Here is a 14,517-nt window from a genome sequence, read left to right as displayed (position 1 = left end):
GCCCCTTTCCTCTAAATAAACAAGGCGCCTTAAGGCCCAACCCTGGGCCTAAGACGCCTATGTCTAAAGCTTTAAAACAAAAAAAGACGTTTCTTTTCAGAAAGCGCCTTTGGTTTGATCACACAGCTATGTGTTTACTGCTTAACTACATCTATACAAGTAACAAACCAATACTTCTGGTAACTAAAATCTGTCTGTATGTTTACGGCATTTTTCGCGGATCACTTTGGTCATTTTAATGACCATAACGTGCGATATGCCCAGGTTCTCGCCGATCTCCCTCAAGGTTAATCCCTCGGCGAGAAAAGGCAAAAGCTTCTTCTCCCGTTCAGTCAAGCCGTTATTCATTATAGTATCAGCCAGCAGCTTATCGTTAAGCTCATCGCGGAAGTTTTCCGCGGTTCCATCCTTCAGATACAACCCCGGCTGCAATTCTTCTCCTTTTTCGCCTGCGAGGACAAAATCCAGGCTCAAAGGGCAGATCTTATCGCCGGCTTTACGGATATGGTTCCTCAGATAAAAATAACAACCCTGCAATATATAGCTGTCGGTCTTATCCACAAGCTTGCCGGAGTTGAATTCAAGCCATAGATGCAGCAGGGCCTCCTGAAAAAGATCGTCATGATCCGCGCAGGAAAGATAGCTGTTCAGTTTATAGGTTATGCCCTTTAATTTCGGGGTAAGCCTTTTTAAGAGTTTATCGTAAGCGTCCATTTTTATTTCCGGTATTTGTTGGTGATCGGCATTCGCCGGTCCTTACCGAAGGCCCGTGGCGTTATCTTAACCCCCGGAGGCGACTGCCGCCTTTTATATTCGCTTTTATCCACCAGCTCCAGCACCTTTTTCGCGGTTTCCCGGTCACAGCCTTTAGAAACGATATCCTTAAGATCCCGGTCTTCTTCCACATAAGCCTTCAGGATCGGATCCAGCTTTTCATACTCCGGTAAAGAATCCGAATCCTTCTGATCCATGCGCAGCTCCGCTGTAGGGGCTTTACTGATGACCCTCTCCGGGATGACCGCTTCCTGGGAATTGCGGTATTTGACCAATTCATAAACCATCGTCTTTGGCACATCTTTGATCAACGCCAATCCTCCGGCCATATCCCCGTAAAGCGTGGCGTATCCTGTGCTCATCTCGGATTTATTACCCGTGGTCAGGACCAGCCAGCCGAATTTATTGGAAAAAGCCATAAGGATATTCCCTCTTATCCTGGCCTGGAGGTTCTCCTCGGCAATATTCTTGGGCAGGCCGGTAAAATATGGCTCAAAGAGCAATAAATACATCTTATATATCTGTTCGATTGAAATACTTTTAAACTCGATCCGCAGGTTCTGCGCGAGTTGCCGGGCGTCCTCATCGGAATCCCGGGAAGAATAACGCGACGGCATGAATATGCCGATAACCTTGTTATGGCCCAGCGCATCCGCGGCTATAGCGGCGACCAGGCTGGAATCAATGCCTCCGCTTAATCCGATAACCGCCTCTTTAAATCCGTTCTTAGCGGCATAATCCCGTAACCCAAGGACCAAGGCCTGATAAACCTCGGCTGTTTGCGGCAATTCCTTAATTTCCCTTTTAAATAATTCAGTCTTCTCTACAGCGACAGGCCGGGACGGAAGCTTAATGGTTTTGGCCCCGAGCTTACCTTTCTCCGGGACCTTAAGGTCGGTGATCAGCAGGTCTTCGGTAAATGCCTCCGCCTTATTTATCAACCTGCCCTGCTTATCCAGGGCCATGCTCTGTCCGTCAAAAACCAGCTCATCCTGGCCACCGACCATGTTCGCGTAAACAATGGCCGTTTTATTCGCCTTGGCCTGCCTGGACAGAATATCCTGCCTGACCCTGCTTTTGCCGATGTGATAAGGCGAGGCATTTATATTCAGGATAAGCCCGGCTTTCCTGGCTGCCTGGGCATGAGCCGGGCCGTTGAGATCCCAGATATCTTCGCAGATATTCACCCCGAAAACCGCATTACCCAGGCTGAAGACTACAGGCTCGCTACCGGGAGTGAAGTAACGTTTTTCATCGAACACCCCGTAATTAGGCAAAAGCATCTTATGATACACGCCCTGGACTTTGCCTTCGCAGATCACTGCCGCGGCGTTATAAATATCCTTGCCCCTGCAGTCCACAAATCCCACCACCGCTATTGCCCCGGAAAGCGATTTGGCGAGTGAGTTCAGGCAATCCAGATTATCCAGGATAAACTTTGGCTTAAGCAACAGGTCTTCCGGAGGATAACCGGTAAGCGCCAGTTCCGGAAACAAAACGATATCCGCCTGGGAAAGCCCGGCTCCGCGGAACGCCTCTTTGATCTTTACGGCATTGCCTTCCAGATCACCTACTGTGCAATTTATCTGCCCTACAGCCACGCGTATTATGCGTTCTTTCATCTTAAAACCCCTTTTTGGCGGTTCCTAAAAAAAAATCCCGAACCGTGCCGTCAAACGACACAGTCCAGGACATCATTATCCTTGGTATTCCGTCTATGGAATCTTTCGCCTTAGCGCGAAAAAAAATGCCTTCGTGTGATCGCTCACAGAAGACATCATTGTCTTTCTAATGCACTATTGAGTACACAATAAGTGTACCACAATATCTTATTTTGTCAAGTGAAAAGGGATTATAACCCTTTTTTAAACCTTTCTTCAGCCCTGTTGAACGCGTCCAAGGCGGCAGGGAACGGAGAAAGCGTCCGGTGAACCACCCCCTGAAGCACAGACACCGCCACCCCGTAATTGGTGATCGCCACGCCCGCTTCTTTGGACTTTTCGATCCGGAAAAGCATTTCCCTGCGGGTGATCATGCATCCTCCGCAATGGATAACCAGCTTATATTCCTGCAGGTTCTCGGGATAATCCCTGCCAGAGTAAACATCGATCTGGATATCCCCTCCTATATACTGGCGCAGCCAGCGGGGGATCTTCACCCTGCCTATATCGTCCTCAATGGCGTGATGGCTGCAGGCCTCGGCGATGAGGATTTTGTCCTTAGGTTTTAAAGAATTAATAGCCGCCGCCCCTTTAGCCGCCTCAATCAGATCGCCTTTGTAACGCGAGAAAAGTATGGAAAACGTAGTGCACTTTACTTCCTTGGGCGTATCCGCGACCATCTTCAGGACCACCTGTGAATCGCAGACCACGATATCCGGCGGTTCCTTTAACTTGCGCAGGAGATGCCCGTATTCCCTTTCTTTGACCACCAGGGTCGCGGCGTCATTATCCAACGCGTCGCGGATAGTCTGAACCTGGGGAAGGATCAACCTGCCTTTAGGCGCCTGCAGGTCAATAGGGACTATCATCACCGCCAACCCCCCTGCGGGCAGCAGGTCCGCAATCAAAGGCGGAGGATTCAGGAACTCATCCGGGCAGACATCGAGTACTTCTTTTTTTAAGGCATTAACATATTTATCCCGGTTGGGCCAGTCAACACTCGAGCAACAGATAACCCGTTCAGCTTTTTCTTTTATCTTATTGATGAATTCCGCTGTTGGGGCTTTCAGATCTATTTTATTTATAACTGTAATAAACGGCGTCTGCCGCTTTACAGCCTCTTCCAGCACTTGGCCCTCGTAACTGCCCCAGTTATCAGCCTCGGTCAAAAGAACAATCACATCCGCGCGGTCAAAGATCTTGCGCGTCTTTTTCATCCTGGCCTCGGATAGAACAGACCGGTCATCCAGGCCTGCGGTATCCAGAAAAACCACCGGTCCTATAGGCATAAGCTCCATAGGCTTTTCCACCACATCCGTGGTTGTCCCGGCTACAGGCGAGGTAATAGCCACGTCCTGGCCCGCCGCCATATTCAGAAAACTGGATTTACCGACATTGGTCCTGCCGAAAATACCTATATGCAATCTCAGCGATTTAGGGGTTTTTTTCATTTGCCTGGTATCCTAAGGAAATAAGGTTATACGGGTCAAAGACCCTTTCGATCAATTCTTTGCCCAGTTTTTCGGCCAGAAATCCCCTGAGGTCCTTTACCCCTGAACCGAAAAACTCTTTAAGTAGGGCTTCGGCTTTTTCATAACCGATATGCGGGATAAGCACTGTGATTATGGCCGGGCTGCGGTCAAAATATTCGCGGCATTTTTCCGCATTCGCCTTTATCGCCGATATATGGCCGCCGAATATCTTGCTGCTTTCGCTCAAAATATCCAACGATTCCAGAATAGCGTCCGCCAGAAGCGGCATAAACTCATTTATCTGCAGGCTTGAGCGGGAACAGCATTCGGTGATTATCAGGTCATTGGCAATGACCTTAACAGCGACCTGAATGACCATTTCCAGCATGACCGGATTGATCTTGCCGGGCATAACCGATGAGCCGGCCTGTGATCCGGGCAACTCGATCTCCTGGAGCAGATTTAAAAGCCGCAGGTCATTGCAGATCTTTATTAAATTGCTGGCATGGGCTTTAAGTATCCCGGAAACCTCGACAAAGCAATCGCTGTTTGCGGTTTGATCCAGCACAGTTTCGCCCCGGCTCAAACCCAGGCCGGTGACATTGCGCAAGGTTTCAATTACCAGGAATATATAACTGCGCGGCGCGGTTATGCCTGTTCCAACAGCTGTGCCTCCGATATTAACCAGCCGCAGCCTCTCCTCGCATTTAAAGGTCCGCCACCGGTCTCGGGCAATAGCCTCGGCGAACGCCGAAAACTCCTGGCCCAGGGTCATGGGCACCGCTTCCTGAAGTTCGGTCCTGGCAATCTTGACTATCTTAGCAAATTCTTTTTCTTTTCTCTGGAAAGCGCCTTGAAGCCCGGCTATGGCCTGGCTCAAATCACGGAATCCCGTTATCGCGGCGATCTTTAAAGCAGTAGGATAGGTGTCATTGGTCGACTGGTTAAGGTTCACCTCTTCCAGGGGATGAACGATCGAATAATCCCCTCGTTTTCCACCCAGAAGCTCTATGGCCCGGTTGGCGATAACTTCATTTACGTTCATATTGGTCGAGGTGCCGGCGCCGCCCTGCAGGGCGTCCACGGGAAACTGGTCGGAAAATTTACCTTCAATAATTTCATCGCACGCCTGGATCACGGCTTTGGCTTTCTTATCCTCCAAAAGGCCTAATTCCTGGTTAGCCTGACAGCAGGCCTTTTTTACCTTCGCGTATGCCCGCAGCAATGCCGGATTGACTTTCCGGCCGCTGACGGAGAAGTTAGACAGCGCCCGTTGCGCATGGATACCCCAATATACGGTCTGCGGTACTTTTAATTCGCCGAGCAGGTCTTTTTCTATGCGGTATTCCATTTCATCTCCGGTTTAAAAACAAAGGTCTCTTTCCCCCGCCCTGATCCGGCTGTGGTATTCGCTGAAGGCCCGGAACATCTCCGCGGAAAAATCCGCGGGGACCCTGGCTTTTATCTGAGCGATCTCCCGGTCAATCAGGCCTTCGCCGATCTTGCGGGTCTGGTCGCTGCCAAAATCATCCAGCCATTCCTGAAAAGTGAGGACAGCGTTCAGTTTGCATAAACAACCTTCCCTGCCGGTCTTAAGCATAGACATGATATTGTCGCCGGTCCGGCCGCAGCGGTAACCCGCGGTGCAAAAAGAAGTAATATAACCCCTGGCAGCCAGATCCCTGATCACCTCATCCAGGGAACGGCTGTCACCGAGAATGAACTGCTGGATATTCTCCTCCTGGTTGTCCCCGCGCTCGCTGTAGGCGCCGATGCCGACCTTGGAGGAAGCGTCGCGCTGGGTGCACATGGCTATGACCTCGCCCATCATCCTGGGGGGTTCCCGGCAGGTAACGATCATACCGGCGTAAGGTATGGCAAGCCTCAAAACCGCCACCAGCTTCTTGAAATCATCGTCTTTTACAGCATGCTCGGTTTTATTTATGAAAGGGGTATTGGCCGCGGGCTCAAGCCTGGGAAAGGACACGGTGTGCGGGCCGATCCCGAAATATTTTTCCAGGTCGCGGGCATGGGCGAGCAAGCCCAGCACCTCAAAACGCCAGGCATACAAACCGAAAAGAGCCCCGATCGCCACATCGTCGATCCCCGCTTCCATGGCCCGGTGCAAAGAATAAAGCCGCCATCCGAAATCGCCCTTTATGGTATTTGCCGGGTGAACATTTCCATATGTCCGGCGGTGATACGTCTCCTGAAAAACCTGAAAAGTCCCGATCCCCGCGGCTTTGACCTTCTTGTAATCGGCTATGCTCATAGGGGCGGCGTTGACGTTGACCCTGCGGATAGCCCCGAAGCCGCGGCGGGTCTTGATCTTAACATCGTATATCTCGCGCATAACCTCGCAGATATAATCGGCGCCGGATGAAGGATGTTCGCCGAAGACCACGACCAGCCTTTTATGGCCGAGCTTTCCGGCAAGCACTTCAGCTTCTTTACGGACTTCAGAAATGCTCAATGTCCGGCGCTCAATGACCTGGTTCTCCCCGCGGAACCCGCAATAAGCGCAGTTGTTCACGCAAAGGCTGGAGCAATAAAGCGGGGCGAAAGTAACCACCCGGTTGTCATAAACCTTGCGCTTAATCCGGGCGGCGGCATCAAAGATCTCTTCCCAAAGCCCCTTATCTTCAACGTTAAGCAAAGCTGCGGCCTCTGACAGCTCGAGGCTCTGGATATCCCGGGATTTGCGGATAATATCGCGGACCTCGCCAGGCTCGATATCCCGGCGGACCTTTAACAAGCGGGATATCTCCGGATCATCTATAAAATCCTTGCCGCCGTTAAGATACTTGGCGTTCTCTTCCTCTTTGATGGTCATTTTCTTAAAATCCTTGATCTCTTTTAACGCGTTATGCATTTTCGATCCTCTTGCGTTTCTACATTCAAACTACCGGCTATAGATCAGCTACATCTTCACCAAGCCTTTATCTTATCCAAAACATTCTGCATCTTCGAGCCTTTTCTCTTTTTTACAACCCGATCAATCGACTATAGATTATCGATTATAGATCAGCTACACCTTTGCCAGCGTGGTCTTAACAGTCACGCTCTTGAACATTCCCAGTTTGCCGGTCAAAGCGCCGATCTCGTCTGTGGTCCCGTCCACAATAAGGGTGATCACGTTGACCCCGCGTTTCTCATAAGGGAACCCCGTCCTGGAAACGATGATATTGCCGAACTGCGAAAGCAATTCATTCACCCCGGATGCCGCTTCTTGCCTTTTTTTCACGATTATCACTACTGCTCCCAGATGTTTCTCCATCATTCTCTCCGCTTAAAAAACCTATAAAAAAAGGCCTATCCCCGCGAAAACAAGGATAGGCCTGATTTATCTCTCACCCTTGGCTACAGAATCGAGCTCCTTACCGCAGGATCATTTCTATCTATTATTATACTGCTTCTGCTATTTAAAACCAGGCTATTACGCCTGAGCTTCAGCTGACGGCGCTTCACCAGTAGAAGGCTTGACGTTTATGGCGCGAGGGCCTTTGGGCGATTTTTCTACCTCAAAATCAACCAACTGGTCTTCATTCAAAGCAGCAAACTGTACATCCACCAGGCTGCTCTGATGAAAGAAAACTTCCCTGCCGTCTGTGTCGCTGATGAAACCAAAACCTCTGTCGCGGACCAGCTTTTTAATTTTTCCGGTATGCATTTTGTCGCTCCTGTCTGTTTTAAAAAAACAAGGCCCGGCTCATTATGAAACCGGGCCTTTTGAAACTGTTGGTTATAACTTTACTACGTTTGTAGCCTGTTCGCCTTTAGGACCTTTTTCGATGTCAAACTCAACTTCCTGTCCTTCATCCAAAGTCTTATAGCCGTCACCCTGGATCGCGCTGTGATGCACAAATACATCCGCACCCGATTCAGGAGTAATAAATCCATAACCTTTTTGGTTTGAGAACCACTTTACTTTACCTTTTGCCATTATTCACTAACCTCCTTCCTATGTTATTTTTAGTAAATAACGGCAGTAACAAAAAAACCGCTCAGCGAGTCACTCTCTATCGCCTTACGGTCCCAGATAACTACTCCCTTATTTACTTGATAAACTATATCACAAATCTTATTTTTGTCAACTTTTATTTTAGGGGACGGTTCCTCGTTAAATTACTCTTTGCAGCGTATTAAGTTACAACTACGCCATTGCCATAATTTAACCGGCATATTACAAAATAGCTCTAGCAAAGTTGACAAATGGACAGATGTAACTTATTTGTCTGTATGATGTTATAATCAGAGGAACCGTCCCCTACCACTACCATTCAAGCCGCATCCCCGCCTCTACCCACCTGCCTGGCTGAGGAATGCCTTCTATTTCCTGATATTCACTGTTAAACAGGTTCTCCGCCTTCAGATATACTTTTATATTCTTATTTACCTGCCGGCTTATGCCGGTATTCACTATAGTCCAGCCATCCCTGCCGGGTTTTTTCTTATAGGTGACCCCGAGGAATGAATCCGCGAAAGGGAATTTAAAGCTAAACAGCATATTCGCCAGGTGCCGGGTATAATTCCGGCCGTATTTATAAAGGTATCCGTGTTTATCCGCCGGCTTATTTATATAGGTATAATTGGAATCCAGGCTTATCGCGGCATTTATATCCCTCTTAAAATAACTTTCAATACCTGAAACATCCACTCCCGGGATATTCCCGGCCTGCCATTTTTCCTGATCAGGGATACTTTTAACCCAATCGATTGTATTGTCTTCTTTTCTTATGAAGAAAACCGTGCCCCAGGAGCCCTTTTTGATCTTACGATCATAACCTACCTGGTAATTTATCGACCTCTCCTCCTTCAGCCCGGAATATCCTATGGTTGTGGGGTCGCTGTAATAAAGCTCGGTAAAAGAAGGCACGCGGATATTCCTGGACACAGCCAGAGACACCGATTCTTTGCCGGATAATCTATACCTGCTGTTTAGCGAACCGGTATACGCTTGGCCGAACCCGTCATAATCGTCTAATCTGGCTGATCCGCCTATCGCCCAAAGATCATTAAGCTCTTTTTCATCTTCTATATAGGCGCTTTTATGCCCGCGCTGGTGATCTCCCAGGGAGCCGGAACGCATCCTCTCCTGGCCGCACTCTAACCCTAAACCGGAGGCGCCTAAGAGCTCGCTTTCTCTCTGCAGATAAACAAACGGGGTATAAATATCGCTGCGGTGGTGGTTTATTGACTTGCTTTTATATCCGGTCTTATCCAGGATGAATTTATCATAATGCCTGCGCCACAGAAAACCCGGTTTTATCTTTAACTCCCCCTTCTGCCAGCCTAACCGGGAATCCAAAAGATAGGTCCGGGTATGCTCCTGGGAAGGATAACCTTTGCCCGGGGTATAAAAATCATAAGCCCCGTATTCCTTATCCTGGTATCCCAGGTTAATATCCGCCTGCAGGTCCGGGGCGTCAAAAGAAGAACTCACGGCAGTGGTGGATTTCCTGAAATCCGTATCCTCGCGAAACCCGCCTGAGATATGGTTCTCCTGGGAAAAACGCAGGCCCAGATCCCCGGCTTTGTCGCTGTAGCTGAACAGGTCGTAAAATGTTCCGTGCGAACCAGCCTTCGTTTCAATCACCGTTTTTTTAGCAATAGGCCTCTTAGGGATAATATTAACCACGCCTCCTACCGCGTCCGGGCCGAAAACCGATGAAGCGGCTCCGGGAATGATCTCGATCCTCTGGATATCTGCGGCTGTCAACGGGATATCGCAATTATAATGGCTCGTTTGCGGATCGTTTATCCTCTGATTTGCTATAGCGACAAGAACGCCCTGGGAGCCGGATCCGCGCAAAGACATATCCGTCTGGATATCTCCAAATAAATTACGGCTTTGCAGGTCTAAAGGAGTTTGGCTTAGCGATTTGAACGGAGAACCTTCGGATATGCCGCTACTCTCATCATAACTCAGCGAATATGCCTTTAAAAAGCGGGTATTGCTCCTGGCGACCACTATCGGCTCAAGGCTGAGAGGCTGATCCTGCGCGAAACAAACGGTGCAAGCGCAACCGACGGTTACTGCGGCTAATATGAGGCGGGTCATTCGCTCCGGCATGATCAAATTATAACAGCCGGAGAACAACTGTCAACTATATACTTATATTTGGTTTACAATGATAGGGACGGGTTAATCGGATATCTGCCTTACGCTTTTTAGCCTCTGCAAGAGAGAGCCCTTAAATGAGCCTTTCCCAAGATCAAGGCCGGTGACCACGACCCGGTTGACCCGCCTGACCGTATCCTTGCCGCCCGATCTCTGACGATAGGCCCAAAGGCTGTGGATCGCGTAAGGCCTTGCGCCAGCCATGCCCAGAAAAAGCATAATATGGCCTTTCAACCCTAAAATGGTAACTCCACCATAGACTTTCCCCAAGATGTCTATTTTGGATTGGGAGTCTTCCTTATTATTAAACTCCGCGATCAAAGCGCCTATCCCGGACTGACTGGAAGAATTCCGCGGGAGGCAGATACCGGAGCAGGCAAAGACCTCTTTAACAAACTGGGAACAATCCGCTTCTCCATTCATCCCTCCCCAGCCATAAGGGCTGTTAAGCTGCTTGAACGCCTGCTCGATCATATTGCGCGGAGTATAAGGAAGATAACCGGGGCTTAGATCATTTTTTTTCATGTACGCGGTCTTCTCAATAAAACCGCCGTCCACATCCTTCACAGGTACGCTAACCTTCACTATTGCATCCGTGAGATCAGCCTGGACCTTTATCCGCGAACCCATGCGCAGGTAATCATAATGATCGGTGAGACGATCATCCAGGAAAATATCGGCCCTGGCGCTGATGACCACGCTAAAACGCTGAGCGGACAAAAAACCCTTTAATTGCTGCCTGCTGCATAACGCCACATTATCCGCTTTTACCCAGCCATCGCTTAACGGAGCCAATAGATACAGCCATTTGCCGTCGACGCTCTGGTGCAGCACTGCCACCGGGGTAGCGATATCCAGGGAACTGTTCTGTAACTCGTCAAAGTCTATATCGTTTATCTTAGCGTACAGCCCATCTTCAAGAGGCAGAAGCCGCTGATCGCTGGAAGCGCTGATAAACCCGAATTTCACCTTAACCTGAGGCGCGACCCCTGCCAAACACATCAAGTCCTCGGCTGTTTTATAGAAATCCCTGCCGGCTTTTTTGCCGCTGAACGTATAAAGGCCGTGCTGATAAAGACTTTTGATCTGCCTGTTAAACTCTTCTGCCAATTCCCTGCCGGAATAAAGATCCGCCAGGCCGGTTATGTCCCTGACCAGACCCGGTTCTTCGCTTATACAACTGTTAAACCGCTCGATCTGCCCGCGATCCATTATTACCCGGTCCGGATCCGCGTGCCTGCTTATCCAGAACCCCGGAGTGTTCATTTGCCGGCAGGTTCCGCTTATGACAGTCGGCGCGGAATAATAAAGGCGCTCCCGCAAAGAAACACATCCGCAATTCAACAGGGCCAGCCCTAAAACGATCACGGGCAGTAACGGCCGTAAATAACAAAAATCAGAACTGTGATTCTTCATTATGATCGATCCCCTTAGCTAAAAGATAACCTTTGGCTCTTTCAGCAAGCTTGTAGTTCGCCACCAGATCCCAAAACGCCCTGCTGTGGTCAGGCACCAAAAGATGCGCCAGCTCATGCACCACCACATAATCCCTGACCCATTCCGGCATCGCGGCTATGCAATGGGCGATACGAATGGCTTTCTTATGATAATTACAGCACCCGAATTTACTCTTCTGGTCGGTAACGTATTCTATTGAATTAACGGTCAGCTTTCCCTGGAAATATTTACGGTTAAGCTCGGACGCGACCGTTCGCAGGTCTTTATCCCGGTTCAATTGCTTTTTCAAAGCCTGTTTGTTGAATTTTACCTTGAACTTCTCGACCGTCCGCACCAGGAAATCCTGCGGGGTATTCCGCGGGCAGAAAACGCATAGAACGCCGTCAACCATCCTGGCGGCAATGGTCTTTTTCCTTCTGGCGGTGCGCACGATCTTTACCTGTCCGGACGCGAGCCCATGCCCTCCGCATCCTCGCGATTTTCCCGAAGGCTTAAAATGCAAAGCCAGCCATACGGTCTTCTCACCCGGGGCAGTCCACTCCACCCGGTGTTGGCAATGACTGGGGATATAAACGTAATCCCCGGGTTTGAGCTCGCGGACAATATTTCCCCGTTCGAATAAAAGCCGGGCCTTCCCGCTTAAAAGGACCACCCATTCGTTATTTTCTTCATCCAGCCACTTGCCCTGCTCTGTGCGCTGGCCCTGCGATATTATACTTTCCAGCTCAAAAGAATCGTTTTTAAGAATGGCTTGAAATGCCTCTTTATCCTTATTATCCGCCGGATGCTCGAAGATGTTGCCCTGCTCCAAGATCATGGTTTCGCTCTTAATTGGAATATTGCTGTTATTTATCAGCCGGAGAATGGCCGGTTTTAGGCTTGCGGACAACGCGTTTTGCGGTGAGCGCGATTTGCAGAATGCCCCATAATCCCTGGGCATTGCCGCAGCGCATTATCGATTCCCGGGTATCTTTCTCGATCATGGTTTTGGCGATATGCCTTAATATCTGGATCTGGAATTCATCATCGCCCGCCGGGGTCAATATCAGAAAAACGAAGTGCGTGGGCTTACCGTCCGGGGAATCCCAGTCGATCCCGGTAACCGACCGGCCGAAAACCACCAGCGGCCTCCTTAACGAAGCGAAACGCCCGTGAGGCAAAGCTATCCCCTCTTCCACTGCAGTAGCCATCAAGTTTTCGCGTTCCATTACCCCGGAATAAAGCGTATCCGACTGCGGGGAATTGTCCTGTTCAGCGGCCAACGCGCAAAGCTCGTATATCGCGTTATCCCTGCTTTCCGACTTTAACTCAGGGATTATCGTTTCCCTTGAGAAGAACTCCAGTATGCTTATCTCCTTGCGCCGGGTGACCGAGTATTTCAGCCAGGGGCCGAATATTATCGAGGAAAGGATCGCCCCGCAAACAATAGCCACGAACATAACCGGGCTGATCAAATTATACTGCAGGGCCAGAAGCGCGATCACAATCTCGATCGAGCCACCGGGGGTATGGGCTATGGCTATGGAGAGCCGATTCGTCCTGGGAAGGCCGGTGAAATTCACTCCCAGCCACGCGCCCAGGAATTTACCGCTTATGCTTACGACAGTCACGAAAAACACCAGAAATAGATTGAAGTTCTTGAGAAAGTCGACATTCAACCCGATACACGCGAAGAAAAGCGGGACAAAAATGGCATAGACCATCTGCGATATTACCTGCCTGGTCCTGACCGAAAGCGACCGGGCCTCTCCGGCCATTACCCCGGCGACAAAGAACCCCATAAGGGCATTGATCCCGATCTTCTGGAACACCGCGCCGCAGAAAAAACCAAGCAGGCAAATAAAGGTCAATGAGCTGCCCGGTTCCGACATATTGAGCGTTTTGATCCTGGTGATCACCCTGTTCACCAGATTTTTCCCCACGGTCATACAAAAGATCATGAAACCGACCGCCACTGAAAAGACCAGGAAGATCCTGACCATATCCACATTCACGCTGGTAATAAAACTGAGGATCAGCGTGAATATGAGCCATCCGATGATCTCGTTTACCGCCAAAGCCGACATTATCAGGAAACCCAAATCGGTCTTGGAAAGATTAAGGTCATTAAGGGCCCTGATAGTCACAGGCATCGCGCTTATAGTCATTGCCGTAGCCATAAAAAGCGAAAAAACGACCCTCTGCCCCGGATCCACCAGATAATGCGCAGGCAAAAGATAACTGGCGGTAAAAGCGATGGTCATCGGCACGATTATATCGGTAAGCGCGATCGTCAGCGCCTCTGAGCGGTATCTCCAGGCTATGGAAAAATCCATTTTCAATCCGGTTTCCATAAGGAAGAACAACAGCCCCAACCAAGCGACTGTTTGTAACATATTAGATTGCAGCAGATCAGGCGGGAATATAGCCTGGTGCAAATGCGGAAAAAACCTGCCCAGGATAGTCGGCCCCAGCAATATGCCTACCAGTATCTCCGCGGTAAGCGCAGGCTGTTTGAACCTGTTAAACAACTCGCCCAGTCCCCGGGCCAAGCCCAGAAGAATAAAAATCTGGACTAAAAATATCAGGATATGATGTTCGCTGAGATACTGCATATTTTATTTGCCTAAAAGGATCGTCCCGTTCGCGTTGAAGAATACCCCGGCGACGCAGGCGGTCATAAGGCAAGCCAGAGTCGCCGCCGCCAGCGCCCGAAAAGCTATAGCTGAGATATCGCGGGTCCTTTTAGGCGCTAAAGCGGAAACCGCCCCCACAAAGATCGCCATTGATGCAAAATGCGCGAAACCGCATAAGGCATAGACCGTGATCACCGCTGAACGCGGGTCGCGCAGCAGGCCCTTGCTTAAAACAGCAGCCAGGTCCTGATAAGCCACCACCTCCGTTACGATCGTCCTTTCACCGACTATCCGTGCGACTGTCCCCGCGTCCTGTAACGGAACGCCCAGGATCACCGCGATAGGATAAAATACATAGCCTAAAATATTCTGCAGGGTCCAGACAAAGCTGATATGGAGAAATTTGTTGATCCCGG

The 14,517-nt window shown here is 49.7% G+C and carries 13 protein-coding genes; all 13 read right to left on the bottom strand.

The window, feature by feature from the left end; all coding sequences use genetic code 11:
* Positions 1–183 precede the first annotated feature (183 nt).
* Positions 184–714, bottom strand: coding sequence for a sigma-70 family RNA polymerase sigma factor (locus tag M0R35_04535; GenBank protein ID MCK9594925.1), 531 nt, complete (start codon positions 712–714; stop codon positions 184–186).
* A gap of 2 nt (positions 715–716) precedes the next feature.
* The gene (locus tag M0R35_04530; protein ID MCK9594924.1) at positions 717–2,396 is read right to left on the bottom strand and encodes an NAD+ synthase; all 1,680 of its coding nucleotides are present in this window, start codon (positions 2,394–2,396) and stop codon (positions 717–719) included.
* Positions 2,397–2,626: 230 nt separating this feature from the next.
* Complete coding sequence (hydF, locus tag M0R35_04525) at positions 2,627–3,886, bottom strand: [FeFe] hydrogenase H-cluster maturation GTPase HydF (GenBank protein MCK9594923.1); 1,260 nt, start codon at positions 3,884–3,886, stop codon at positions 2,627–2,629.
* Positions 3,870–5,258 (bottom strand): aspartate ammonia-lyase, encoded by a 1,389-nt coding sequence (locus M0R35_04520; GenBank protein ID MCK9594922.1) that lies wholly within the window; start codon positions 5,256–5,258, stop codon positions 3,870–3,872. Before M0R35_04520 ends, hydF begins: the two co-directional genes overlap by 17 nt.
* Positions 5,259–5,270: 12 nt before the next feature.
* Complete coding sequence (hydG, locus tag M0R35_04515; protein ID MCK9594921.1) at positions 5,271–6,779, bottom strand: [FeFe] hydrogenase H-cluster radical SAM maturase HydG; 1,509 nt, start codon at positions 6,777–6,779, stop codon at positions 5,271–5,273.
* Between the two features lie 156 nt (positions 6,780–6,935).
* A complete protein-coding gene (locus M0R35_04510; GenBank protein ID MCK9594920.1) occupies positions 6,936–7,184 on the bottom strand; it encodes an iron-only hydrogenase system regulator in 249 nt (82 codons plus the stop codon).
* Positions 7,185–7,343: 159 nt separating this feature from the next.
* Positions 7,344–7,577 (bottom strand): cold shock domain-containing protein, encoded by a 234-nt coding sequence (locus M0R35_04505; protein ID MCK9594919.1) that lies wholly within the window; start codon positions 7,575–7,577, stop codon positions 7,344–7,346.
* 72 nt (positions 7,578–7,649) lie between these two features.
* Complete coding sequence (locus M0R35_04500; GenBank protein ID MCK9594918.1) at positions 7,650–7,850, bottom strand: cold-shock protein; 201 nt, start codon at positions 7,848–7,850, stop codon at positions 7,650–7,652.
* Between the two features lie 330 nt (positions 7,851–8,180).
* A complete protein-coding gene (locus M0R35_04495) occupies positions 8,181–9,968 on the bottom strand; it encodes a TonB-dependent receptor (GenBank protein ID MCK9594917.1) in 1,788 nt (595 codons plus the stop codon).
* 84 nt (positions 9,969–10,052) lie between these two features.
* On the bottom strand, positions 10,053–11,444 hold the full coding sequence (locus M0R35_04490) for an SH3 domain-containing protein (GenBank protein ID MCK9594916.1): 1,392 nt from the start codon (positions 11,442–11,444) through the stop codon (positions 10,053–10,055).
* Positions 11,425–12,303, bottom strand: a complete 879-nt coding sequence (locus M0R35_04485) for a DUF45 domain-containing protein (protein ID MCK9594915.1) — start codon at positions 12,301–12,303, stop codon at positions 11,425–11,427. The genes M0R35_04490 and M0R35_04485 overlap by 20 nt, the downstream gene beginning before the upstream one ends.
* 28 nt (positions 12,304–12,331) lie before the next feature.
* Positions 12,332–14,080, bottom strand: coding sequence for a cation:proton antiporter (locus M0R35_04480; protein ID MCK9594914.1), 1,749 nt, complete (start codon positions 14,078–14,080; stop codon positions 12,332–12,334).
* Between the two features lie 3 nt (positions 14,081–14,083).
* Positions 14,084–14,517: nucleoside transporter (locus tag M0R35_04475; GenBank protein MCK9594913.1), on the bottom strand; the 434-nt coding region annotated here is incomplete at its 5' end.

The sequence above is a fragment of the Candidatus Omnitrophota bacterium genome (assembly GCA_023227985.1).
GTDB lineage: Bacteria > Omnitrophota > Gorgyraeia > Gygaellales > Profunditerraquicolaceae > JALOCB01.
Note: the sequence above shows the minus strand (reverse complement) of the source record. Positions and strands in the feature narration are given on the sequence as shown.

Bases quoted from the DNA above. Each gene is read 5' to 3' on its own strand.
- M0R35_04480 (MCK9594914.1), bottom strand. From the start codon at position 14,080: ATGCAGTATCTCAGCGAACATCATATCCTGATATTTTTAGTCCAGATT.
- M0R35_04510 (MCK9594920.1), bottom strand. From the start codon at position 7,184: ATGGAGAAACATCTGGGAGCAGTAGTGATAATCGTGAAAAAAAGGCAA.
- M0R35_04495 (MCK9594917.1), bottom strand. From the start codon at position 9,968: ATGACCCGCCTCATATTAGCCGCAGTAACCGTCGGTTGCGCTTGCACC.
- hydG (MCK9594921.1), bottom strand. From the start codon at position 6,779: ATGCATAACGCGTTAAAAGAGATCAAGGATTTTAAGAAAATGACCATC.
- M0R35_04505 (MCK9594919.1), bottom strand. From the start codon at position 7,577: ATGCATACCGGAAAAATTAAAAAGCTGGTCCGCGACAGAGGTTTTGGT.
- M0R35_04535 (MCK9594925.1), bottom strand. From the start codon at position 714: ATGGACGCTTACGATAAACTCTTAAAAAGGCTTACCCCGAAATTAAAG.
- M0R35_04490 (MCK9594916.1), bottom strand. From the start codon at position 11,444: ATGAAGAATCACAGTTCTGATTTTTGTTATTTACGGCCGTTACTGCCC.
- M0R35_04530 (MCK9594924.1), bottom strand. From the start codon at position 2,396: ATGAAAGAACGCATAATACGCGTGGCTGTAGGGCAGATAAATTGCACA.
- hydF (MCK9594923.1), bottom strand. From the start codon at position 3,886: ATGAAAAAAACCCCTAAATCGCTGAGATTGCATATAGGTATTTTCGGC.
- M0R35_04500 (MCK9594918.1), bottom strand. From the start codon at position 7,850: ATGGCAAAAGGTAAAGTAAAGTGGTTCTCAAACCAAAAAGGTTATGGA.
- M0R35_04485 (MCK9594915.1), bottom strand. From the start codon at position 12,303: ATGATCTTGGAGCAGGGCAACATCTTCGAGCATCCGGCGGATAATAAG.
- M0R35_04520 (MCK9594922.1), bottom strand. From the start codon at position 5,258: ATGGAATACCGCATAGAAAAAGACCTGCTCGGCGAATTAAAAGTACCG.